General features: G+C 72.6%; 21 protein-coding genes and 1 tRNA gene. 9 read left to right on the top strand and 13 right to left on the bottom strand.

Annotation, left to right across the window (positions count from 1 at the left end; genetic code table 11):
* Positions 1 to 43: 43 nt before the first annotated feature.
* The 5 genes from ABZY13_RS11555 to ABZY13_RS11535 form a co-directional block, all read right to left on the bottom strand.
* On the bottom strand, positions 44 to 1516 hold the full coding sequence (locus ABZY13_RS11555) for a penicillin-binding protein 2 (protein ID WP_356629303.1): 1473 nt from the start codon (positions 1514 to 1516) through the stop codon (positions 44 to 46).
* Positions 1513 to 2961, bottom strand: a complete 1449-nt coding sequence (locus ABZY13_RS11550) for an FtsW/RodA/SpoVE family cell cycle protein (RefSeq protein ID WP_356629301.1) — start codon at positions 2959 to 2961, stop codon at positions 1513 to 1515. The genes ABZY13_RS11555 and ABZY13_RS11550 overlap by 4 nt, the downstream gene beginning before the upstream one ends.
* A gap of 27 nt (positions 2962 to 2988) precedes the next feature.
* Positions 2989 to 4521, bottom strand: a complete 1533-nt coding sequence (locus ABZY13_RS11545) for a Stp1/IreP family PP2C-type Ser/Thr phosphatase (protein WP_356629299.1) — start codon at positions 4519 to 4521, stop codon at positions 2989 to 2991.
* Between the two features lie 140 nt (positions 4522 to 4661).
* On the bottom strand, positions 4662 to 5177 hold the full coding sequence (locus ABZY13_RS11540; protein ID WP_356629297.1) for an FHA domain-containing protein: 516 nt from the start codon (positions 5175 to 5177) through the stop codon (positions 4662 to 4664).
* A gap of 10 nt (positions 5178 to 5187) precedes the next feature.
* The gene (locus ABZY13_RS11535) at positions 5188 to 6042 is read right to left on the bottom strand and encodes a DUF3662 and FHA domain-containing protein (RefSeq protein WP_356629295.1); all 855 of its coding nucleotides are present in this window, start codon (positions 6040 to 6042) and stop codon (positions 5188 to 5190) included.
* A 397-nt stretch (positions 6043 to 6439) separates the two neighbouring features.
* On the opposite strand from ABZY13_RS11535, the gene ABZY13_RS11530 reads away from it, so the two are divergent.
* Positions 6440 to 6523 (top strand) — tRNA-Leu (locus ABZY13_RS11530).
* Positions 6524 to 6823: 300 nt separating this feature from the next.
* Here the strand turns inward: ABZY13_RS11530 and ABZY13_RS11525 are convergent.
* A complete protein-coding gene (locus ABZY13_RS11525) occupies positions 6824 to 8017 on the bottom strand; it encodes an MFS transporter (RefSeq protein ID WP_356629293.1) in 1194 nt (397 codons plus the stop codon).
* Positions 8018 to 8312: 295 nt separating this feature from the next.
* On the opposite strand from ABZY13_RS11525, the gene ABZY13_RS11520 reads away from it, so the two are divergent.
* From ABZY13_RS11520 to ABZY13_RS11510, 3 genes are all read left to right on the top strand, one after another.
* Positions 8313 to 9779, top strand: coding sequence for a DUF2252 domain-containing protein (locus tag ABZY13_RS11520; protein ID WP_356629521.1), 1467 nt, complete (start codon positions 8313 to 8315; stop codon positions 9777 to 9779).
* A 302-nt stretch (positions 9780 to 10081) separates the two neighbouring features.
* Positions 10082 to 10930 carry a hypothetical protein gene (locus ABZY13_RS11515; protein WP_356629291.1) on the top strand — a complete coding sequence of 283 codons (849 nt, stop codon included), beginning with the start codon at positions 10082 to 10084 and terminating at the stop codon, positions 10928 to 10930.
* A 110-nt stretch (positions 10931 to 11040) separates the two neighbouring features.
* The gene (locus ABZY13_RS11510) at positions 11041 to 11388 is read left to right on the top strand and encodes a rhodanese-like domain-containing protein (RefSeq protein WP_356629289.1); all 348 of its coding nucleotides are present in this window, start codon (positions 11041 to 11043) and stop codon (positions 11386 to 11388) included.
* A gap of 127 nt (positions 11389 to 11515) precedes the next feature.
* Here the strand turns inward: ABZY13_RS11510 and ABZY13_RS11505 are convergent, their stop codons facing one another.
* From ABZY13_RS11505 to paaA, 5 genes are read right to left on the bottom strand one after another with little or no spacing between them, the layout of a single operon-like run.
* Positions 11516 to 12598 (bottom strand): 2Fe-2S iron-sulfur cluster-binding protein, encoded by a 1083-nt coding sequence (locus ABZY13_RS11505; RefSeq protein ID WP_356629287.1) that lies wholly within the window; start codon positions 12596 to 12598, stop codon positions 11516 to 11518.
* Complete coding sequence (gene paaD / locus ABZY13_RS11500; protein WP_356629285.1) at positions 12598 to 13164, bottom strand: 1,2-phenylacetyl-CoA epoxidase subunit PaaD; 567 nt, start codon at positions 13162 to 13164, stop codon at positions 12598 to 12600. Before paaD ends, ABZY13_RS11505 begins: the two co-directional genes overlap by 1 nt.
* A complete protein-coding gene (gene paaC / locus ABZY13_RS11495) occupies positions 13158 to 13892 on the bottom strand; it encodes a 1,2-phenylacetyl-CoA epoxidase subunit PaaC (protein ID WP_356629283.1) in 735 nt (244 codons plus the stop codon). The genes paaD and paaC overlap by 7 nt, the downstream gene beginning before the upstream one ends.
* The gene (paaB, locus tag ABZY13_RS11490) at positions 13889 to 14179 is read right to left on the bottom strand and encodes a 1,2-phenylacetyl-CoA epoxidase subunit PaaB (protein WP_356629281.1); all 291 of its coding nucleotides are present in this window, start codon (positions 14177 to 14179) and stop codon (positions 13889 to 13891) included. Before paaB ends, paaC begins: the two co-directional genes overlap by 4 nt.
* Positions 14176 to 15201, bottom strand: a complete 1026-nt coding sequence (paaA, locus tag ABZY13_RS11485; RefSeq protein ID WP_356629279.1) for a 1,2-phenylacetyl-CoA epoxidase subunit PaaA — start codon at positions 15199 to 15201, stop codon at positions 14176 to 14178. Before paaA ends, paaB begins: the two co-directional genes overlap by 4 nt.
* Positions 15202 to 15483: 282 nt before the next feature.
* On the opposite strand from paaA, the gene ABZY13_RS11480 reads away from it, so the two are divergent.
* The 3 genes from ABZY13_RS11480 to ABZY13_RS11470 are packed head-to-tail and all read left to right on the top strand — an operon-like array spanning position 15484 to position 18373.
* Positions 15484 to 16389 (top strand): DUF5819 family protein, encoded by a 906-nt coding sequence (locus ABZY13_RS11480; protein WP_356629519.1) that lies wholly within the window; start codon positions 15484 to 15486, stop codon positions 16387 to 16389.
* A complete protein-coding gene (locus ABZY13_RS11475) occupies positions 16386 to 17621 on the top strand; it encodes an HTTM domain-containing protein (RefSeq protein ID WP_356629277.1) in 1236 nt (411 codons plus the stop codon). The genes ABZY13_RS11480 and ABZY13_RS11475 overlap by 4 nt, the downstream gene beginning before the upstream one ends.
* Positions 17618 to 18373, top strand: coding sequence for a TrmH family RNA methyltransferase (locus ABZY13_RS11470; RefSeq protein WP_356629275.1), 756 nt, complete (start codon positions 17618 to 17620; stop codon positions 18371 to 18373). The genes ABZY13_RS11475 and ABZY13_RS11470 overlap by 4 nt, the downstream gene beginning before the upstream one ends.
* Before the next feature lie 92 nt (positions 18374 to 18465).
* Here ABZY13_RS11470 and paaN read toward each other — a convergent pair whose 3' ends face one another.
* A complete protein-coding gene (gene paaN / locus ABZY13_RS11465) occupies positions 18466 to 20157 on the bottom strand; it encodes a phenylacetic acid degradation protein PaaN (RefSeq protein ID WP_356629273.1) in 1692 nt (563 codons plus the stop codon).
* A 192-nt stretch (positions 20158 to 20349) separates the two neighbouring features.
* Here paaN and ABZY13_RS11460 point away from each other — a divergent pair, with 192 nt between their 5' ends.
* Together ABZY13_RS11460 and ABZY13_RS11455 are read left to right on the top strand one after the other, a co-directional pair.
* Entirely contained in the window at positions 20350 to 21864 is a 1515-nt protein-coding gene (locus ABZY13_RS11460) for a 3-hydroxyacyl-CoA dehydrogenase (RefSeq protein WP_356629271.1), read from the top strand.
* Positions 21864 to 22451, top strand: coding sequence for a TetR/AcrR family transcriptional regulator (locus ABZY13_RS11455; RefSeq protein ID WP_356629269.1), 588 nt, complete (start codon positions 21864 to 21866; stop codon positions 22449 to 22451). Before ABZY13_RS11460 ends, ABZY13_RS11455 begins: the two co-directional genes overlap by 1 nt.
* 14 nt (positions 22452 to 22465) lie before the next feature.
* Here the strand turns inward: ABZY13_RS11455 and ABZY13_RS11450 are convergent, their stop codons facing one another.
* The gene (locus ABZY13_RS11450) at positions 22466 to 22951 is read right to left on the bottom strand and encodes an Lrp/AsnC family transcriptional regulator (RefSeq protein WP_356629517.1); all 486 of its coding nucleotides are present in this window, start codon (positions 22949 to 22951) and stop codon (positions 22466 to 22468) included.
* Positions 22952 to 23047: the final 96 nt, after the last annotated feature.

The following is a 23047-nucleotide window of genomic DNA, read 5'->3' as shown; positions in this document are numbered from 1 at the left end:
GTATCGCAACGTGCACCGATGTGAAGGCGACGTGACGGGCGTCTCACCCCTTGCTGTTGATGACCGCCTCCATCACGCTCTTCGCGATGGGGGCGGCGAGGCCGCCGCCGGAGATGTCGCCGCGGTCGGCGTTCTCGTCCTCGACCACCACGGCCACCGCCACCGGCGAACTGCCGTCGTCCAGCTTGGCGTAGGAGATGAACCAGGCGTACGGCTTCTCGCTGTTGTCGACGCCGTGCTGCGCGGTGCCGGTCTTGCCGCCGACGGTGACGCCGTCGATCCTGGCGTTGGAGCCGGTGCCCTTCTCGACGACCGTCTCCATCATCGACTGCAGGATCTGGGCGTTGTCCGAGGACAGCGGCCGGCTGAGCTCCTCCGGGTCGGTCTGCTCGATGGTGTCCACGTCGGACGCCTGGAGCTTGTCGACCATGTACGGCTTCATCAGCGTGCCGTCGTTGGCGACGGCCGAGGCGACCATGGCCATCTGCAGCGGGGTCGCCGCGGTGTTGAACTGGCCGATCGAGGACAGCGCGGTCTGCGACGGGTTCATGTCGTCGGAGAACACCGAGGCGTTGGCGCGGACCGGGGTGAACTGCTCGCTGGTGAAGCCGAACTCCTTCGCCGTCTCCAGCATCTTGTCGTTGCCGAGGTCCGCGCCGACCTTGCCGAAGACGGTGTTGCAGGACCACTGCAGGGCGACGCGCAGGGTGGCGTTCTCGCAGGGCAGGTTGCCGTCGTTCTTCAGCTCGGTGCGGGTGCCCGTCATGACCCACGGGAGCGGGGTGTCGGTCTTCTCGTCCGCGTCCTCGTACAGGCCGTGCTCCAGGGCCGCCGCCGCGGTGACCACCTTGAACGTGGAGCCCGGCGGGTAGGTCTCGCGCAGCGCCCGGTTCAGCATCGGGTCGTCGGGGTTGTTCTTCTTCTGGAGCTTGTTCCAGGCCTTCTGGTCCTCGGCGGAGTACCCGGCGAACGTCGACGGGTCGTACGACGGGTAGGAGGCCAGGGCCAGGATCTTGCCGGTGGACGGTTCGATGGCGGCGACGGCCCCCTTGCCCCGCTGGGCCAGACCCTCGTACGCGGCCTTCTGCGCCGCGGCGTTGAGGGTGGTGACGACGTTGCCGCCCTCCTTGTCCTTGCCGGTGAGCATGTCGAGGGTGTTGCGGAAGAAGAGGCGGTCGTCGTTGCCGGTGAGGATGCCGTCCTCGATGCTCTCCAACTGGTTGGTGCCGAACGCCTGCGAGGCGTAGCCGGTGACCGGCGCCCACATCGGGCCGTTCTTGTAGGTGCGCACGTAGTCGAAGTCGCCGCTGGTGGCCCGCTTGGAGCCGGTGATCGCCTTGCCCTCGACGATGATGTTGCCGCGCGGGGTGGCATAGCGCTCGATGGCGACCCGGCGGTTCTCGGTGTCGGTGGCCAGTTCGTCCGCCTTGACGTACTGGAGATAGTTGTTGCGGATCATCAGGGTCAGGATGAGCAGTCCGCAGAAGATCGCGATCCGGCGCAGGGGCTTGTTCATGACGGTCGGACCACCTGGGTCATCTCGGCGTCGGGGTTGGGGGCGGGGGCGGGCGCCGGACGGCGCGCGGTGTCGCTGATTCTCAGCAGAATGCCGATCAGCGCCCAGTTGGCGATGACAGCGCTGCCGCCGGAGGCCAGGAACGGCATCGTCATACCGGTCAGCGGGATGAGCCCCATGACGCCGCCCGCGACCACGAAGACCTGCAGCGCGAAGGCGCCGGACAGGCCGACGGCGAGCAGCTTGCCGAACGGGTCGCGGGCCGCCAGGGCGGTGCGGATGCCGCGCTCGATGATCAGGCCGTAGAGCAGCAGCAGCGCCATCACGCCGGCCAGGCCCAGTTCCTCGCCGAAGGTGGCGAGGATGAAGTCGGAGTTGGCGGCGAACCGGATCAGGTCGGAGTGGCCCTGGCCCCAGCCGGTGCCGAGGGTGCCGCCGGAACCGAACGCCCACAGGGCCTGCATGGCCTGCTCGGAGTGGACGATGCCGTCCTGGACGCCGGCGCGGCTCAGCTCGTACTCGTGCATCGGGTCCAGCCAGGCCTGCACACGCGTCTGGATGTGCGGCTCGAAGCTGGCCACGCCGACCGCGCCGACCGCGGACATCAGCAGACCGAAGACGATCCAGCTGGTCCGCTCGGTGGCGACGTACAGCATGATGACGAACATTCCGAAGAACAGCAGCGACGTGCCGAGGTCGGTCTCGAAGACCAGGATCAGGATCGAGATCGCCCACACCACGAGGATCGGGCCGAGATCCCGGCCGCGCGGCAGGTACAGGCCCATGAAGCGGCGGCTGGCCAGCGCGAGGGCGTCCCGCTTGACCATCAGATAGCCGGCGAAGAACACCGCGAGGACGATTTTCGCGAACTCGCCGGGCTGGATGGAGAATCCGGCGACCGAGATCCAGATTTTCGCGCCGTAAAGGTCCTTGCCGAGGCCGGGCACCAGCGGCAGCAGCAGCAGGATCAGCGCGCCGACCATCGAGATGTACGTGTAGCGCTGCAGGACGCGGTGGTCCTTGAGGAAGATCAGCACCACCACGAACAGCGCGATGCCCATCGCCGTGTAGAGCAGCTGACGCGGGGCCGCGCCGCCTGCCTGGCCGATGTCCTGGAGCAGCGGCGACTGGTCCAGCCGCCAGATGGCGACCAGCCCGAGGCCGTTGAGCAGCGTGGCCAGCGGGAGCATCAGCGGGTCGGCGTACGGCGCGAACCTGCGGACCACGAGGTGGCCGACGCCGGCCAGCAGGCCGAGGCCCAGGCCGTAGCCCAGCAGTCCGGTGGGGACCTCGTCGTTGAGGGCGAGGCCCACGTTGGCGTAGGCGAAGACCGGGATGACGACCGCGAACACCAGCAGCGCCAGCTCGGTGTTGCGCCGGCTCGGCGCGCCGATGGAGCCGATGGTGGACGTGTGGTGCGTCGGCGTGTTCGTAGAACTGCTCATCGTGTGACGGGGCCTCTCACGGCTTGCCTACTGCTTACCGCACATCGAGACGACCTTCTGCTCTTCCTCCGAGAGGCTGGGCCCGGGGCTGGGAGTGGCGGTCGCGGACGGGGACTTGGACGGGTTCGGGGACGCGGACGCCGTGGGGCTAGGCGTGGCCTTGGACGCGAGGGACGTCCGGCTGGTTCCGCCGTCCTCGTCCTCGCCCGGCTTCGCGCTGTTCCGGTTCTCGGCGGCCCGTCGCTGGGCCTCCTTCTTGCACGCGGAGGCCTGGACCGACAGTTCGTCGATCTTGGCCTGGGCGTTCTTCCGGTCGCCCTCCGCGATCGTGGCCTCGACCAGCTTGCGCTGGTACGGCGGCAGGTACTTGAGTTCGATCTCGGGGTGGTCCTTCTCCACCTTCGAGAGCGACACCCAGGCGAGGTCCTGGCTGATGCCGCGGTACAGGGCGACGTGCTCGCCGTTCGTGCCGACGTAGTACTGCGTCTGCGTCCAGCGGTAGCCGCCGTACAGGCCGCCGCCGACCACGGCCAGCGCCAGCGCGCCGTACAGGGACCGCTTCAGCCACCGGCGGCCGCCGCGCTGCTTGACGAAGTCGCCCTCGTCGTACGCGCCGAAGCCGCCCGCCGGAATGAAGCCGGTGGTGTCGCCGGAGCCGGGCGGGCCGAACTCGCCGCCCCCGCCGCCGCTTTGACCGGGCACCTGGCGGCCGAGGCCCGCGGCTCGGCCGGCCGGGGTCTGCATGATGCCGTTGTCCTGCAGTTGGTTCTGGTTCTCGGCGACCGCGCCGACCACCACCGGGGTGTCGGACAGCTGCCCGGCGAGGGTGTCCCCGGTGTCCAGGTCGAGGACGTCGGCGACGATCACGGTGATGTTGTCGGGGCCGCCGCCGCGCAGCGCGAGCTGGATCAGCTCCTGCACGGTCTCCTGGGGGCCCTGGTAGCTGGCGAGGGTGTCCTCCATCGTCTGGTGCGAGACGACTCCGGACAGCCCGTCGGAGCAGATCAGATAGCGGTCGCCGGCCCGCACCTCGCGGATCGACAGGTCCGGCTCGACGTGGTCGCCGCTGCCCAGCGCGCGCATCAGCAGGGAGCGCTGCGGGTGGGTGGTGGCCTCCTCCTCGGTGATGCGGCCCTCGTCCACCAGCCGCTGCACCCAGGTGTGGTCCTGCGTGATCTGGGTCAGCACCCCGTCGCGCAGCAGATACGCGCGCGAGTCGCCGACGTGCACCAGGCCGAGGCGCCGGCCCGTCCACAGCAGGGCGGTGAGCGTGGTGCCCATGCCCTCCAGGGTCGGGTCGTCCTCGACCATCTGGCGCAACTGGTCGTTGGCCCGCTGGACCGCCGTGCCGAGCGAGGTGAGGATGTCGGAGCCGGGCACGTCGTCGTCGAGCGCGACGATGGTGGAGATCGCCTCGGAGGAGGCGACCTCGCCGGCCGCGGCGCCGCCCATGCCGTCGGCGATGGCGAGCAGGCGCGGACCGGCGTATCCGGAGTCCTCGTTGCCCTCGCGGATCATGCCCTTGTGCGAACCGGCGGCGAAGCGCAGTGACAGACTCATGCGCACCTCGCCCGTCGGCTCCGGGTACAGCCGATCGTGTCGAGCCACACTGCCCACCCTCCGGTCGGGAGCGCGCCGGGGCCCCGGGTGTGGACCGCCGCTGCGTGCTCGCTCCGCTCGCGCTCATTCATGATGCAGCACTACTTCCGCAGCTCGATGACGGTCTTGCCGATGCGGATCGGTGCTCCGAGCGGGATCGGCGTCGCGGTCGTGAGGCGGGTCCGGTCGAGGAACGTGCCGTTCGTGGACCCCAGGTCCTCGACGATCCACTGGCCGTCCCGGTCCGGGTAGATCCTGGCGTGCCGGCTGGAGGCGTAGTCGTCGTCCAGCACGATCGTGCTGTCGTGCGCGCGGCCCAGCGTGATGGTCTGGCCCTGGAGCGCGACGGTGGTGCCGGTGAGTGTGCCCTCGGTCACCACCAGTTTGGTGGGGGCGTTGCGGCGCGCCCGACCGCCGCCCGCCGGCTGCTGCTGGCGCTGCTGCGGGGGCGCCTGCCGCGCGGCCTGCTGCGGCCGGGCGGCTTCCCGTCGGGACCCGCGCTGAGTGACGCGCGTTCCGAACAGGTCGCTGCGGATGACCTGCACGGCCACGATCACGAACAGCCACAGTACGGCCAGGAAACCCAGCCGCATGACCGTGAGGGTCAGCTCTGACATTGCCCCCGGATCACCCTTCGGCTTGCCTATAGATAACGGTGGTACTGCCCACGACGATCCGCGAGCCGTCGCGGAGCGTAGCGCGGGTGGTGTGCTGCCCGTCCACCACGATGCCGTTGGTGGACCCGAGATCCTGGATCGTCGAGGGCGTTCCGGTCCGGATCTCACAGTGCCGGCGGGAGACGCCGGGGTCGTCGATCCGCACGTCGGCGTCGGTGCTGCGGCCGAGTACGAGCGTCTGGCGGGAGATCTGATGGCGGGTGCCGTTGATCTCGATCCAGTACCTGGTGCGCGCACCGGGCGCGACGGCCGGGGGGGTGTGGGGGGCGGCGGGCTGCGGATAGCCGTAGCCGCCGGGGCGCCCGCCGGGCGGGGGCGCGGCGGGCATGGGAGGAGCGCCGGCGGGCGCGCCGGGCTGAGGGTAGCCGTAGCCGCCGGGACGGCGGGCGCCGGCGGCCGGCGGTGCGGCCTCGGGGCTCTGCTGGTTGGTGGAGGAGGCCAGGGTGCGGCTGCGCACCCGGTACAGGCCGGTGTCCAGGTCGTCCGCCTTCTCCAGGTGGACCTTGATCGGTCCCATGAAGGTGTAGCGCTGCTGCCTGGCGTAGTCGCGGACCATGCCGGCCAGCTCGTCGCCGAGCTGGCCCGAGTAGGGGCTGAGCCGCTCGAAGTCGGGCGTGCTCAGCTCCACGATGAAGTCGTTGGGGACCACGGTGCGGTCGCGGTTCCAGATGGTGGCGTTGTTGTCGCACTCGCGCTGGAGCGCGCCGGCGATCTCCACGGGCTGGACCTCGGACTTGAACACCTTGGCGAAGGTGCCGTTGACCAGACCTTCGAGACGCTGCTCGAACTTCTTCAGGACTCCCATGGGGCACCTCCTCCGTCGTTGCCGTCCTGTGTACAGGTACTGCTTACTGATCGTATCCACGCGCCGGTGGATCGGCTGGTTCCCCCTGTCGGCCCCGTCGGCGGATGCCGACGACTGACGAGGTTCCCTGCCGGGCCGCCCTTCGAACTCCTGCCATGGATCGTAGAGGCGGGCGCGGTCAAGTGTCCCGCACCGGACTGTGCGCCGGGTCCGCTCCCGGGAGGCGGGCGGGGACCGGTACGAGGTTGATACGTGCCGGGGGCGCGGCGGCGACAGTCGGGGCGGCCTCCCTCCCGCGCGGGGGAAAGGGATGTGAATCCATCCCGGCCAGCGTGCTAATGTTCTGCGTGTCGGAAGGCGCAGGCCCCCCAGGGGACAGCCCGAGGACACACCCAATGCGCGGGTGGCGGAATAGGCAGACGCGCTGGATTCAGGTTCCAGTGCCCGCAAGGGCGTGGGGGTTCAACTCCCCCCTCGCGCACATCGCCGGAACGGGCGGATCGTGATTCACGATCCGCCCGTTCTGCTGTGTCCGGGGCCGGGTGTGACGAGAGTCTCAGGCCGCCGGGCGGCGGAGGTCAGCGGTGACGCCCCAGTCGCGCAGGGGCGCCGCGACGCCCAGTTCGTCGAGCAGGCCAAGGCGCGGGGTGGAAGGCGGAGGCGCGGGAGGCCGTCGACAGGTCAAGGTCCCGGGCGGATTCCGGGACGGTGACCGGCACGCCGGCGGCAGGGACTCGGGGGGCGGTCGCCGGTCCGCAGTCGGGCAGGTCGGCCCCGAACCTCATACGAGTTCTCCGTTCTGCTCGGATCCCGGGCGCGGCGTCGCGTCCGGGGCCGGATGGGACACGCCTCGCCGGCGCCGATGGCCGAGGAGGTGCAGCGCGCAGGCCACCGCGGCGACGGCCGAGGCCAGCAGCGGCAGGTGGTCCGCGGGGACGCCGGCGGACAGCCCGGCCCCGCCGAGCGCCGAGCCGGCCGAGCCGCCGAGATAGGTGGCGGAGCTGTTCAGCGCGAGGACGGCCGTGCCGCCGGACGCCCCGAGGGCCAGCAGCCGGTGCTGCTGGGGCACCACGAACGCCCAGCCGACCGCTCCCCACACCACCAGCAGCGGAAGCACGGCCGCGCCGGTCGGCAGCGGGAGCGCGGCCAGGCACAGGGACAGCGCGGCCAGCAGCACCGCCACCTGCACGCCGGGCCGGCCCGTGCGGTCCAGCAGGGGTCCGATCAGGAAGCTGCCCGCGACCCCGCCCGCGCCCCACAGCCACAGACCCGTCCGGTGTCCGGCGAACTCCGCCGCGTCGAGCACCGTCGTCAGGTACGTGTAGAGACCCAGGCTGGCCACCGCCTGGAGGAAGGCGGTGAGCACCGCGAGGGCGACCCTGCGGTCCGCCAGCTCCGCGGCCCGCGCGCGCAGCCCGGGCATCCGGGCGCCGGGCACGTCCGGCAGCAGGGCCAGGATCCCGGTCAGCGACACCACGCCCAGCCCGGTCACCAGCCACAGCGCCGCCCGCCACCCGAAGTGCCCGGACAGGAACAGTCCGGCCGGCACCCCGGCGACGGTGCCCGAACTCAGCCCGCCCAGCACCACGGACAGCGCCCGGCCGCGGCGCTCCGGTGCGGCCAGCGCCGCCGCCGCGGTCGCCGCGACCGGGACGAACACCCCGGCGGCCACCCCGGCGACACCACGCGCCACGAGCAGCGCGGGCATGGAGGGCGCCACGGCACTGGCGGCGTTGGCCAGACAGAACAGGCCCAGCGCCCCGATCAGCACCTGCCGCACGCCCAGACGTCCCAGCGCCGCGCCCGCCAGGGGTGCGAGCAACGCGTAGCAGAGCATGAAGACCGTCGCGAGCTGACCGGTCACCGAGGCCGGTTCGTGCAGGTCCCCGCCGATCGCGGGCAGCAGACCCGCCGTCACATAGGCGTCGGTCCCCACCGACAGCGCCCCGAGCCCGAGCAGCAGCACGCGCAGCACGGTGCCTCCTCCCTCGTCGCCTCACCGCACGGGTCAAGCCTCACGCGGCGAGGGCCCCGGCGGGGGCGGTTCGGCAAGTTCGGCCAGGCCGCCGAACGGGCGCGCCACCCCCGCACTCATGGCAGGTCCCCGTTCTCGGCGACGACGGTTTTCCACAGGTGTGGAGTTGTCCACAGGGTCTGACGCATTTCGGCCGGTCGCTGTACGGTCGGCACGCATTGATGTTCGGCTTGATGTTCGGCGAGTGCCGCTGGTACGGGGGGAGGCGATCGGTGTGACGGACACCGGCGCAGGGATGGCTGAGGGCGGCGTGGAGGGTGCGCGGGCGCGGGCCGCGGGCGGCGGGCAGGAGGCCGGGCACGGCCTCGTGCCGCGTCGGCTGCCGGCGGTGCCGGGCTTCGCCGAGTGGCCCTTCAAGGGGGCCCGGTCGCCGAAGGACGAGGGCAAGGCGCTGCGGGGCCGGGTGCCACGGCGCGAGCACGCCACCCTGGACCTCGACGGCTCCCGCCCGGACGCGGTGACCGCCGTCGAGGAGTCGAGCCGAGGACGCATCCCGGGGCTGGCGCCGCTGCGGATCGGGCGCATGGCGGCGTCGCCGTTCGCCTTCCTGCGCGGCTCGGCCGGCCTCATGGCCCACGACCTGGCCCGCACCCCGATGACGCGCATACGCGCCCAGATATGCGGCGACGCCCACGCGGCCAACTTCGGCCTCTACGGCGACGCCCGCGGCGGCCTGGTCATCGACCTCAACGACTTCGACGAGACGGTGAACGGCCCCTGGGAGTGGGACCTGAAGCGGCTCGCGACCTCGCTCGTTCTCGCGGGCCGGGAGACGGGCGCGGACGAGGACACCTGCCGGGCCGCGGCGCACGACACGGTGGGGGCCTACCGCCGGACCATGCGGCTGCTGGCCAGGCTGCCGGTCCTGGACGCGTGGAACGCCATCACGGACGAGGAACTCGTCTCCCACACCGACGCGCACGACCTGCTCGGCACGCTGGAGCGGGTCAGTGAGAAGGCCCGCGCCAACACCAGCGGGCGCTTCGCCGCCAAGTCGACGGAGCCCACCGAGGACGGCGGCCGGCGCTTCGTCGACGCCCCGCCGGTGCTGCGGAGCGTGCCGGACGCGGAGGCGGCGGCCGTGGCGGCGTCCCTCGCCGAGTATCTGACGACGGTCTCCGAGGACCGGCTCCCCCTGCTGGCCCGCTACGCGGTGCACGACGTCGCCTTCCGCGTCGTCGGCACCGGCAGCGTGGGCACGCGCTCCTACGTGGTGCTCCTTCTGGACCACCGGGGCGAGGCGCTGATACTCCAGGTCAAGGAGGCCCGGCCGTCCGCGCTCGTCCCCCATCTGCTGACCGCCGGCTTCGACGCGCCCCCGGCCGGGCACGAGGGCCGCCGGGTCGTCCTCGGGCAGAAGCGCATGCAGGTCGTCAGCGACATCTTGTTGGGCTGGACGACCGTCGACGGCCGGCCCTACCAGGTGCGGCAGTTCCGCAACCGCAAGGGCAGCGTCGACCCCGCCGCCCTCTCCACCGACCAGCTGGACGACTACGCCCGCATGACCGGCGCCCTCCTGGCCCGCGCCCACTCCCACAGCGCAGACCCCCGCCTGATCGCCGGCTACTGCGGCAAGAACGAGGAACTCGACGAGGCCGTGGCCGCCTTCGCCGTCGCCTACGCCGACCGCACCGAGGCCGATCACGCCGAACTGGTGGCGGCGGTCCGGGCGGGGCGGGTCGCGGCGGAGATGGGGGGCTAGTGGGGCTGGTGAGGGGCCGGTGAAGGCTGGGTGAGGGTGATTCGGGGAGAGCGAAGGACGGTGGCGGGCGGCGGGGCGGTCGGGAGGCGCCGGTCGGGAAGGGGCGGTCGGTAAGGCGACGGTCGGTAAGGGGTCGGGCTCGGGCGGGGTTCGGTTGCGACGGGGTTTGGCCGAACGTGGTTGGCTGACCGACGGGTCGGCGGCGGCTGACCGAGGCTTGGTGTCGGCTGACCGTGGCGTCGGTGGCGCTGAGGCGATCCTCGGGCGGCGGTGCGGGTGAGGGCGTGGCCTACGCTGGTCGGGTGACTACCCCGGAAGCTGAGCAGGGTGGTGTCGCCGGTGATGAGCGGGCGACGCCCGAGGACGGTGCGCCCCGGCCCGAGGAACGGCTGGAGCGGGCGGTGCGGGCGGCCGAGCAGGCGCTGATCGAGTACGAGATCGCGGTCGAGACGTTCCGTGTCGAGGTCGAGAACTTCTCCCGGCTGCACCACCAGAAGCTCGGTCCCATGTACGCCCGGCTCGAGGAGCTGGACGCGCAGATAGCGGAGGCCAGGGCCGCGAGGAGCGGCGACCCCGAGGATCTGCGGCGCGCGCAGGAACTGCGGGCCCGGGTGGTGCCGATGCCCAGCGTGGAGGAGCTGTTCCACGGCTGGATGGACGGCGACGGCCTGTTCCCGGAGGCCGCCGCGATGCTCACCGACCAGCCGGTTCGGCCCCCGCAGCGGGTTCGCCCCAGCGAGGAGGCCCGCCGCCTCTATCGCGAGCTGGCCCGCAAGGCCCACCCCGACCTGGCGCAGGAGGAGGACGAGCGCAAGCGGCGTGAGGAGTTCATCACCCGCGTGAACACCGCGTACGCCCGTGGCGACGAGGCGCTGCTGCGCGAGCTGGCCGAGGAGTGGGCGGCCGGCCCGGCGCCCCGGGAGCGCGCGCCGAGCCCGAGCGAGGAGCTGTACGCCCGCCTCGACTGGCTCTCCCGGCGCAAGGAACTGCTCACCGTCATCGCCCGCGAGCTGGAGGAGAGCGCCATCGGCTCCATGCTGCGGCTCGCTCCGGAGGACCCCGACCGCCTCCTGGAGGAGATCGCCGAGCAACTGCTGGCGGAGGTCGCGGGCCGCGAGGCCGAGCTTGCGGAGCTGACCGGCCCCGACTGACTGGTCACTGACCGGTCCCGGCCAGGCCTGAAGGGCGGCACGGGAGCGGTCGGCCCGGTCGGCCTCGTCCTCCGGTCGGGCTCGGCCGTCCGTCGGGTAGCGTCGGAGGCATGAACTTCGGAGCTGGTGTCCCCACGGTCGAGGTCACGGACCTCAAGGACGACGACTTCCTGCTGGACGTCCGCGAGAACGACGAGTGGCAGGCCGGCCATGCCGAGGGCGCGCTGCACATCCCGATCAGCGAGTTCGTCGCCCGCTACGACGAGCTGACCGAGGCTGCCCCGCAGGACGGCCGCGTCCATGTGATCTGCCGTTCGGGCGGGCGGTCGGCCCAGGTCACGATGTACCTCGTCCAGCGCGGCATCGACGCGGTGAACGTCGACGGAGGCATGCAGGTGTGGGCGGCGGCGGGCCGACCCGTCGTTACGGACCAGGGCGAACCGGGGTTCGTGCTGTAGCGCCCCCGGCGCTCGATGGTCCGGCGCCTGTCCGGCGCCCGCTGACCGTCGGCCGTTCCTGCCGTCCGCCGTTCCTGCCGTCGGCCCTTCCTGGCGCCGACCGCTCGTTCACCGGCCGGCGCGGCCGTCATCTGTCGAAGTCCAGCTCCACCCTCTCCGTCACCGGATGCGACTGGCACGCCAGCACGTATCCGGCCTCCGTCTCCTCCGTCTCGAGCGCGAAGTTGCGGTCCATGCGGACCTCGCCGGAGACCAGGAAGGCCCGGCAGGTGCCGCACACCCCGCCCTTGCAGGCGTAGGGGGCGTCGGGGCGGTTGCGCAGGACCGTCTCCAGCAGGGACTCCCCGGCCCGGACGGGCCAGGTTCCGCCGCGGCCGTCGAGCCGGGCGGTGACCGTGCTGTGTGCGGGCGCGGGAGCGGTGGTGGCTGCCGTGGACGTGCCGGTGCCTCCCGTCTCGCCCGTCTCCACATGGAAGATCTCCTCGTGGATCCGGGCACGCGGGACGCCCAGCTCGCGCAGTGCCCGCTCGCCCTCCTGGACCAGCCCGTACGGCCCGCACAGGAACCAGCCCGCCACCTCGGCCACCGGCAGCAGCGCGGGCAGCAGCCCGGTCAGCCGCTCCCGGTCGAGCCGCCCGGAGGGCAGGCCCGCCTGCTGTTCCTCGCGGGAGAGGACCGTGACCAGCTGGAACCGCTGCGGGTAGCGGTCCTTCAGGTCGGCGACCTCTTCCAGGAACATCGTCGAGGCGGCGGTGCGGTCGCTGCGTATCAGGCAGAAGCGGGCCCGGGGTTCGCGTGCCAGCAGGGTCGAGACGATGGACAGCACCGGGGTGATCCCGCTGCCGCCGACGATCGCCGCGTACAGGCCGGGCGCCGGGTCCAGGGTGAAGCGGCCCGCCGGGGTCATCACCTCCAGCTCGTCCCCGATGTTGATCTCTTTGAGCGCGTACGTCGAGAACGCGCCACCCTCCAGCAGCCGCACCCCGACCCGCAGCGTGCGCGGTCCGGCGTCCGGGGCCGGGGCGGGGGAGCAGATCGAGTAGGTGCGCCGGACCTCCCTGCCGTCGATCTCCCGGCGCAGCGCGAGGTGCTGGCCGGGAGAGAAGCGGTACTGCTCGCGCAGTTCCTCGGGGACGGTGAGGGTGAGGGCGACGGAGTCGTCGGTGAGCCGGTCGACCGCGGCCACCGGGAGCGGGTGGAAGCGGGCCATCACAACTCCTTGAAGTGGTCGAACGGTTCACGGCAGGACAGGCACCGCCGCAGCGCCTTGCAGGCGGTGGAGGAGAAGCGGCTGAGCAGCTCCGTGTCGGCGGCCCCGCAGTGCGGGCAGCGGACCGGCTCGGGCTCCGGGGCGGGCGCGGGGGCCGTGCCCGTGCGGGGGGCGGCGCCCGCGTCCGTGCGGGTGCGGCCCAGTGTCACCGGTACCGGTCCCGAGGCGGTGCGCACGCGGGGCGGGGCTATGCCGAACTCGAGGAGCTTGCGCCGGCCCTCGGGGCTGATGTCGTCCGTCGACCAGGCGGGCGAGAGCACGGTGCGGACCGTGACCTCACGCACCCCGTGCTCGTGCAGCGCGCGCTCTATGTCCACGGACATGGCCTCGATGGCGGGGCAGCCGGTGTAGGTCGGGGTGAGGTCGACCTCGACGGCGTCCGTGCCGCGCAGCCGCACCGCACGGACCACGCCCAGCTCGCGCAGGGTGAGTACGGGCAGTTCGGGGTCGGGCACCGAGCCGGCGACCTCCAGCAGCTCCGCCTCCAGGGCGGTGGCCGTCACCACGACGCCCCCGGATGGCTGCGGTGCAGGTGCTGCATCTCGGCGAGCATCCGCCCGAACGACTCGGTGTGCAGGCCCTGCCGGCCCGCGCCCGCCGTCCACGCGCCCGACTGCGGACCTTCGGGAAGCTCCAGCGTGGCACGGCGCAGGACGGCGCCGACCGACGCCAGCCAGTCCGCCTTGAGCGCCTCGCCGTCCACGTCCAGGCCCTCCACCGGCTGGAACATCTCGCCGGTGAATCGCCACAGCGCCTCGCACGCACGGTGCATCCGCTCATGGCTCAGCTGCGTGCCGTCGCCGAGCCGCAGCGTCCACTGCTCGGCGTGGTCGCGGTGGTAGGCGACCTCCTTGACGGCCTTGGCGGCCAGGGGCGCGAAGGGGCCGTCCCCGCCGGCCAGCCGGTCGTAGAGGAGGTGCTGGTAAGTGGAGAAGTACAGCTGGCGGGCGATGGTGTGGGCGAAGTCGCCGTTCGGCTGCTCCACCAGCTGGAGGTTGCAAAAGGCCCGCTCCTCGCGCAGGTAGGCCAGCTCGTCCTCGTCGCCGACCAGCGACAGCAGGACCCGGGCCTGGCCGAGCAGGTCCAGGGCGATGTTGGCGAGGGCGACCTCCTCCTCCAGCACGGGCGCCTGTCCGGCCCACTCCCCCAGGCGGTGGGAGAGCACCAGGGCGTCGTCGCCGAGGGCGAGGGCGGCCGTCGTGGGGACGGTGTCCTTGGCGGGCGTCGTGGTCACAGGTGCTGCACCCCCTCCGGGATGTCGTAGAACGTGGGATGGCGGTAGGGCTTGTCGGCGGCCGGGTCGAAGAAGGGGTCCTTCTCGTCGGGCGAGGAGGCCGTGATCGCGGCGGACGGGACGACCCAGAGGGATACGCCCTCGCCGCGCCGGGTGTACAGGTCGCGCGCGTTGCGCAGGGCCAGCTCGGCGTCCGGGGCGTGCAGGCTGCCCGCGTGGGTGTGGGACAGCCCGCGCCGGGAGCGGACGAAGACCTCCCACAGCGGCCAGTCGGTCGTGCTGCTCATGCGCGTGCCCCTTCGTGCTCGCCGGTGTGTTTGGCCGCGTACGCCGCGGCGGCCTCGCGGACCCACGCGCCGTCCTCGTGCGCCTGCCTGCGCCGGGACAGCCGCTGCTCGTTGCACGGGCCGTTGCCCTTGAGGACCTCCCAGAACTCGGTCCAGTCGATCGGACCGAAGTCGTAGTGCCCGCGCTCCTCGTTCCACTTCAGGTCGGGGTCCGGGAGGGTCAGGCCCAGGGACTCGGCCTGGGGGACGCAGATGTCGACGAAACGCTGGCGCAGCTCGTCGTTGGAGTGCCGCTTGATCTTCCAGGCCATCGACTGCGCGGAGTGCTGGGACTCGGCGTCGGGCGGCCCGAACATCATCAGGGACGGCCACCACCAGCGGTCCACGGCGTCCTGCGCCATCGCGTGCTGCTCGGGGGTGCCGCGGCTGAGCGCCAGCAGCAGCTCGTACCCCTGGCGCTGGTGGAAGGACTCCTCCTTGCAGATGCGCACCATCGCCCGCGCGTACGGACCGTAGGAGCAGCGGCACAGCGGCACCTGGTTGGTGATGGCGGCGCCGTCCACCAGCCAGCCGATCGCGCCGACGTCGGCCCAGGTCAGCGTGGGGTAGTTGAAGATCGAGGAGTACTTCTGGCGGCCGGAGTGGAGCTTGTCGAGCAGTTCGTCCCGGCTGGTGCCGAGCGTCTCGGCGGCGCTGTAGAGATACAGGCCGTGGCCCGCCTCGTCCTGAACCTTGGCCATGAGGATGGCCTTGCGGCGCAGTGAGGGGGCGCGGGTGATCCAGTTGGCCTCCGGCTGCATGCCGATGATCTCGGAGTGGGCGTGCTGGGCGATCTGACGGACGAGGGTCGCTCGGTAGGCGTCGGGCATCCAGTCACGGGGCTCGATGCGCTCGTCGGCGGCCACGGCGGCGTCGAAGGCGCGCTGGTGGGCGGCGATGGCGGCGGTGTCGTCGGTGGCTGTGGCGTCGTGGACGCCGACCGTCGCTGTGCGGTCCGTTGGGTGCGCGGCTGCTGTCGCCATGGGGTCCCCTCGCCTCGGCAGTGCCCGGAACAGTCTCCCGACCGATCGTTCGGTTCGTGCGATTCCATGGTCGGCCGAGCGCCGTAAGGTGTCAACCGCTGTGGACAACTCACGGGGCGGGCTGTGGAGAGGGCTGTGCCGGGCGGGGCGGGGCTGAGTACCGTTCGCCTGCGAGGGGCCGCCCGCGGGGCCGCCCACGAGGGGTGCTTGCGAAGGCCGCCTGCGAAGGGGCCGGGCCGCCGGGCGGCGGACGACTGACCGGAAAACGGGAAACGGGGCGTGATGGACGCGCAGGGCGCGAGGGAAACGGACGACGCCGCGGCGGGCGCTGCCGCCGCTCCGCCGGGCCGGGAGCCGGAGAGGGAGCCGCAGGGGGACCCGCGGCGGACCACGGGCGGAGCACGGGCCGGCGGCCTCGGCGATCCCCCGACGACGCCCGGGCCCGGGGCCCCGCCGAAGGCCGGGGCGCCCGCGGATTCGACGGTCGAGCCGGCGGCCGAGCCGGCGTCGGGCGACCCCCGCTCGGGCATAGCCGCCCTGTCCCCGCGCTACCAGGTCGGCGTCGCGCTCGCCCTCGCCGTCGTCGCGATCACCGTCTGCGTCCACCTCGGGATGGTGTTCCTGCACGTCGCGCCGTCGAACACGGTCACCAAGAAGCACGGCCAAGTCGTCCAGGACTGGGTCTATCCGGAGTTCGAGCAGAACTGGAAACTGTTCGCGCCCAACCCGCTCCAGCAGAACATCGCCGTTCAGGTGCGCGCCCAGACACGCGGCGCGGACGGCTCCTCGCGCGTCACCGGCTGGTACGACCTGTCGGCGCAGGACGGCCGGGCCATCGACGGCAACCTGCTGCCGAGCCACACCCAGCAGAACGAGCTGCGCCGCGCCTGGGACTTCTTCGCCGCCACGCACGACGGCGACAACCGCGCCACCGGCACGCGCGGGACGCTCAGCGAGTCGTACCTGCGCCGCATCGCCGTGCTGCGTCTCGACCGGGCGGAGGCCGCCGGGCCGGGCGGCACCATCGAGCTGGTGCAGCTCAGGGCCCGCACGACCAACGTCCGGCCGCCCGGGTGGAGCGGCGAGCGGGTCTCGCTGAAGCCCGTCGACCGGGTGCTGCCCTGGTGGTCCGTGCCGGCGGCCGAGGCCACGGGAGGCACCGACGAGGCCGCGGGGGGCAACCGATGAACCGCTGGGTCATGGCCGTCTCGCGCGGCATCGCCCGGGTCACCGAGTCCGCCCTCGGCCCCTACCAGACCGCCGTGATCCGCATCGGGTTCGCCGGCACCTGGCTGCTGTTCCTGCTGCGCGAGCTTCCCCACCGGCACGAGATGTACGGCCCCGACGGGCCGTGGTCCTGGGGCCTGGCCGAGCAGCTGATCTCGATGAACGGGGCGTTCACCGTCCTGATGTGGTCGGACTCGAAGGTGTGGTTCGAGGCCGTCTACCTGCTCGCCGTGGCGGCGAGCCTGCTGCTGGCGCTGGGCTGGCGCACCCGGACGACGTCCGTCCTGTTCATGGTCGGCGTGCTGTCGCTGCAGAACCGCAGCGTCTTCATGGGCGACGGCGGGGACAACGTCCTGCACCTGATGGCCATCTACCTGGTGTTCACGCGGTGCGGGCAGGTGTGGTCGCTGGACGCGCGGCGCGCCCGGCGCGAGGCGGCGGCACGCGCGCGGGGGGAGCGGGTCGCCGACCGGACCGGGCCGCTGCTGTGGGCCGTGCTGGGTGTGGCCCTGGCCGTGGTGACCGGGACCGGGCGGATGGAGTCGGGCTGGCTGGTGCCGGCGCTGCTGTGGGGGGTCTGGGCGGCTCAGGGCCTGTGGTGGGCCGTCGGGCGCCGCTCGCGGAGCGCCGAGCCCCGCATCCTGCTCGACGTGATCGCCAACGTGCTGCACAACGGCGCCCTGTTCGTGATCATGGCCGAGGCGTGCCTGATCTACGCCACGGCCGGCTGGTACAAGATCCAGGGCTCGCGCTGGCAGGACGGCACCGCCGTCTACTACCCGCTGCACCTCGACTACTTCTCGCCCTGGCCGGCGCTCGCCGATCTGCTGTCCGCGAGCGGGCTCATGGTGATGGTGGTGACGTACGGGACCGTGCTGGTGCAGGTCGCCTTCCCGTTCACGCTGTTCCACCGGCGGGTGAAGAACGTCCTGCTGGCCGTCATGATCACCGAGCACGCGGTGATCGCGGTGGTGCTCGGACTGCCGTTCTTCTCGCTGGCGATGATCGCGGCGGACGCGGTGTTCCTGCCGACGCCGTTCCTGCGCCGCATCGGCGGCTGGGCGGCACGCGCGCGTGAGCGGGCGTTCCGGCGCGGCTCCGGCTCCGGCTCCGTCCCCGAATCGGTGCCGGAACGGCGGAAGCCGGACGACGCCGAGCGGCCCGGAGAGGCCCGCGTAGGCTTCACGGCATGACCGACCCCGTCAGCGACTGGCACCGGCTCGCCGGCGCCTGCGTCCTCCTCGACGGCTTCCACGCCCTCAAGCACGCCCTGCGCTTCGGGGCCGAGGTGCCGGTCGCGGTGGCCGCCGACCGGGACGCCGCGCTGGCCCTCGCCGACGAGCTGGCGCCGGACGTACGGGAGACGCTGGCCGCGCTGCTCACGCCGGTGCCGGAGCCGACGTACGCCTCGCTCGTGCCGCGTCCGCATCCCACCGGGGTGGCCGCGCTGGCCGTACGGCCCTCCCGCGAGGCGGGACTGCGGACGCTGGCCCGGTCGCCGCGGACGGCGCCGGTCGTCGTCCTCGACAACCCGCGCAACCTCGGCAACGCCGGGGCCGTGATCAGGCTGGCCGCCGGATTCGGGGCGACCGGGGTGGTCACCACCGGCACGCTCGACCCCTGGCACCCCACGGTCGTGCGCGGCGGCGCCGGGCTGCACTTCGCGACGGTGGTGGAGCGCCTGCCCGACGAGGCGCTGCCGCCCGGCCCCGTCTACGCCCTCGACCCGGAGGGCGAGGACATCCGCGCCCTGCAGCTCCCCGACGACGCCCTGCTGGCCTTCGGCTCGGAACGCACCGGTCTCTCCACCGCGCTGCGCGCCCGGGCCGACCACCTGGTGTCGCTTCCGATGCGCCCACAGGTGTCCAGCTACAACCTCGCCACGAGCGTGGCGATGACCCTGTACCACTGGAGCGCGTCGGGCGTCCGCGGGCTCGACGGCTGAAGGCCGCCGGACCCGTCGGCCGCCGGCTGGGCGGCCGGAGCGGGACCGGCGGCCGGGAGCGGGCGCGGTGTGCGCTCGCCCCCTCGCCCGTGTCAGGACTCGCGCCTGACCTCCACCACCCGGAAGCGGTTCGCCACGAACGCGCCGTCGCACAGGGCCGCGTTCGCCGCCGGGTTGCCGCCCGAGCCGTGGAAGTCGGAGAACGCCGCCGTCTGGTTGACGTAGACGCCGCCCGTGAGGTTGAGGGAGAGCTGGGCGGCCTCCTCCAGGCAGACCTCCTCGATGTCCCGCGCGACCTGCTCGTCGGTCGTGTACGCGCCGACCGTCATCGCGCCCTTCTCGCGCACCGTGCGCCGCAGCAGCTCCAGCGCGTCGGCGGTGGAGTCGACGGCGACGGCGAAGGAGACGGGGCCGAAGCACTCGCTCATGTAGGCGGCCTCGGCGTCGGGCTTGGCGCCGTCCAGCTTGACGACGACGGGCGAGCGCACCACCGCGCCCGGGAAGTCCGGGTTGGTGATCTCCCGTGAGGCGAGGGCGACCTCGCCCAGGCCGGCGGCGGCCTCCAGGCGGGCCTTCACGTCCGGATTGACGATCGCGCCGAGGAGGGCGTTCGCGCGCGCGTCGTCGCCGAGCAGGCCGTCGACCGCCTTGGCGAGGTCGGCGACCACCTCGTCGTAGGACTTGTGGCCCTGGTCGGTGCCGATGCCGTCGCGCGGGATGAGCAGGTTCTGCGGGGTGGTGCACATCTGGCCGCTGTAAAGGGACAGCGAGAACGCCAGGTTGGAGAGCATCCCCCGGTAGTCGGCGGTGGAGTCGACGACGATCGTGTTGACGCCGGCCTTCTCGGTGTAGACCTGCGCCTGGCGGGCGTTGGCCTCCAGCCATTCGCCGAACGCCGTGGACCCGGTGTAGTCGACGATCCGGATCGCCGGGTGGGTGGCGAGCGTCTTGGCGATGCCCTCGCCGGGGCGCTCCGCGGCCAGCGCGACGAGGTTCGGGTCGAAGCCCGCCTCGGCGAGCACCTGCCGCGCGACCCGCACGGTCAGCGCCAGCGGCAGCACCGCGCGCGGGTGGGGCTTGACCAGGACCGCGTTGCCGGTGGCCAGGGAGGCGAACAGGCCCGGATAGCCGTTCCACGTCGGGAAGGTGTTGCAGCCGATGAGCAGCGCGATCCCGCGCGGGACCGGGACGAACCGCTTGGTCAGCGTCAGCGGGTCCCGCTTGCCCTGCGGCTTGGTCCACTCGGCGGTCCCGGGCGTGCGGACCTGCTCGGCGTACGCATAAGCCACCGCCTCCAGGCCGCGGTCCTGCGCGTGCGGGCCGCCCGCCTGGAACGCCATCACGAACGCCTGCCCGGAGGTGTGCATGACCGCGTGGGCGAACTCGTGCGTCCGGTCGGAGATCCGCTTGAGGATCTCCAGGCACACCATCGCGCGCAGCTCCGCGCCCGCGTCCCGCCAGGCCCGCTGGCCGGCCTTCATGGCGGGCAGCAGGACCTCCGGGTCGGCGTGCGGATAGGTGACGCCCAGTTCGATCCCGTACGGCGAGACCTCGCCGCCCACCCAGTCGTCCGTGCCGGGCTGGCCCAGGTCGAGGCGGGTGCCGAGCAGGGCGTCGAAGGCGGCCTTGCCCGCCGCCGCGTCCAGGCTGCCGTTCTCCCCGTAGGCCTTGGGGTGCTCGGGATGCGGCGACCAGTACGCGCGCGTGCGGATCACTTCCAGCGCCTGGTCGAGGGTGGGCCGGTGCTGGGCGATCAGCGTGTGCGCGGTGAGTTCGGCGGGCATGCGGGACCAACTCCTCGTCTCGGGAGCTCTTCGTCGAGCTCGTGACCTGGGCACAGAGAGGGGCGGAGTGACGGAGTGACGGGTGGAGAGATGGGCGAGAAGGTGCGGACACGGTTAGAGTAACCGAACGATCGGTCGGGACAAGGGGGTCCGCCGCATCTGTGGACAACCCCGTGCGGGAGGATCGCGCACATGACAGCACTCGACCTCAGCAGCCCCATGGCGGTCGTCGGCACCGGCACCATGGGCCAGGGCATCGCCCAGGTGGCGCTGGTCGCGGGCCACCCCGTACGGCTGTACGACGCCGCCCCGGGCCGCGCCGCGGAAGCGGCCGCCGCGATCGGCGCCCGGCTCGACCGGCTCGTCGAGAAGGACCGCCTCACCGGCGCCGAACGCGACGCCGCCAAGACCAGGCTCCGGCCCGCCGAGAGCCTCGCGGAGCTGGCGGACTGCGCCCTGGTCGTCGAGGCCGTCCTGGAGCGCCTGGAGGTCAAGCAGGAGCTGTTCCGGGCGCTGGAGGACGTCGTGAGCGACGACTGTCTGCTGGCCACCAACACCTCCTCCCTGTCGGTCACCGCGATCGGCGGCGCCCTGCGCGCCCCGGGCCGCCTGGTCGGCCTGCACTTCTTCAACCCGGCGCCGCTGCTCCCGCTGGTCGAGGTGGTCTCCGGCTTCGCCACCGACGTCACGTCGGCCACGCGCGCGTACGAGACGGCACGCGCCTGGGGCAAGACGCCGGTCGCCTGCGCCGACACCCCCGGCTTCATCGTCAACCGCATCGCCCGGCCCTTCTACGCCGAGGCCTTCGCGGTCTACGAGGCGCAGGGCGCCGACCCCGCCACCATCGACGCGGTCCTGCGGGAGTCCGGCGGCTTCCGGATGGGCGCCTTCGAGCTGACCGACCTCATCGGGCAGGACGTCAACGAGTCCGTGACGCACTCCGTGTGGGAGTCGTTCTTCCGGGACGTGCGCTTCGCCCCCTCGCTCGCCCAGCGCCGCCTGGTGGAGTCCGGCCGGCTCGGCCGCAAGACCGGGCACGGCTGGTACGACCACCGCGAGGACGCCGAGCGCCCCGAGCCGCACACCGCCGAGCGGGCCGCCCCGCCCGCCCACGTCGTCGCCGAGGGCGACCTCGGGCCGGCCGGGGAACTCCTCGCGCTGATCCGCGAGGCCGGGATCGAGGTCCGTGAGGAGGACGAGGACCACGGCACGCGCCTGGTGCTGCCGAGCGGCGGCCAGCTGGTGCTCGCCGACGGGCAGACGTCCGTGGAGTTCCGCGACGTCGTCTACTTCGACCTCGCCCTGGACTACCGCCGCGCCACCCGGATCGCCCTCTCCGCCTCCCAGGACACCTCCGCGCAGACCCTCGCCGAGGCCACCGGCCTCTTCCAGGCGCTCGGCAAGAAGGTCAGCGTCATCGGCGACGTGCCCGGCATGATCGTCGCCCGCACGGTCGCCCGGATCGTCGACCTCGCGCACGACGCCGTCGCCAAGGGCGTCGCCACCGAGGAGGACATCGACACCGCCATGCGCCTGGGCGTCAACTACCCCCTCGGCCCCTTCGAGTGGAGCCGCCGCCTCGGCCGCGGCTGGGCGTACTCCCTCCTGGACGACCTGCACCTGCGCGACCCCTCCGGGCGCTACGCGCCGTCCCTGGCGCTCTACCGCCACGCCCACGCCTCCGAGAAGCGGGAGGGCGGCGCCTGATGACCACGGCCAGGCGGGACACGTACACCCCGGAGACGCTGCTCTCGGTCGCCGTCCAGGTCTTCAACGAGCGCGGCTACGACGGCACCTCCATGGAGCACCTGTCCAAGGCGGCCGGCATCTCCAAGTCGTCCATCTACCACCACGTCACGGGCAAGGAGGAGCTGCTGCGGCGGGCCGTCAGCCGGGCCCTGGACGGTCTCTTCGGAATCCTGGACGAGGAGCACGCGCGCGCGGGGCGCGCCGTGGACCGGCTCGAGCACGTCGTGCGGCGCACGGTGGAGGTGCTCATCGCGGAGCTGCCGTACGTGACGCTGCTGCTGCGGGTGCGCGGCAACACGGACACCGAGCGGTGGGCCCTGGAGCGGCGCCGCGACTTCGACCACCGGGTGGCCGAGCTGCTGAGGGCGGCCGTCGCGGAGGGCGACGTGCGCGGCGACGTGGAGGAACGGCTGGCGACCCGGCTGCTCTTCGGCATGATCAACTCGATCGTGGAGTGGTACCGGCCCGACGGCCGGGGCATGGCCGAGCGCGAGGTGGTCGACGCGGTGGTCCGGCTGGCCTTCGCCGGCCTGCGCGCGGGCTGAGCAGCCGCCGGGCGTCAGCCCTGGGGCTCCAGGTCCTCCTCCTCGAACACCAGCAGGGTGCGGGTGCTGAGGACCTCCGGCATCGCCTGGAGCCGGGTGAGGACCAGTTCGCGCAGGGCGCGGTTGTCCGGGGTGTGCACCAGCAGCAGCACGTCGAAGTCGCCGCCCACCAGGGCGATGTGCGAGGCCCCGGGCAGCTGCCGGAGCTGTTCGCGCACCGTGCGCCAGGAGTTCTGGACGATCTTCAGGGTGATGTACGCCGAGGTGCCGTGGCCCGCGCGCTCATGGTCGACGCGGGCCCCGAAGCCGCGGATGACGCCGTCCTCGACCAGGCGGTTGATGCGCGCGTAGGCGTTCGCGCGCGAGACGTGGACCCGCTCGGCGACGGACCGTATCGACGCGCGGCCGTCCGCCTGGAGCATCCGCAGGATGTCCTGGTCGATGGCGTCGAGGGGACGCGGGGGCTGCGACGGGCCGCCGGGCTCCGGGCCGTCGGCCATTTGTTCAGATGCCATGTCCCCCCGCCTCGCCTCTGTGGACGTCCTGCGTCCATCACAGGCTGTGGAGAACCGTTTGTCCACAGCCTCGGGGGCCCT

The sequence above is a fragment of the Streptomyces sp. NPDC006610 genome, from assembly GCF_040611575.1.
Taxonomy (GTDB): domain Bacteria; phylum Actinomycetota; class Actinomycetes; order Streptomycetales; family Streptomycetaceae; genus Streptomyces.
Note: the sequence above shows the minus strand (reverse complement) of the source record. Positions and strands in the feature narration are given on the sequence as shown.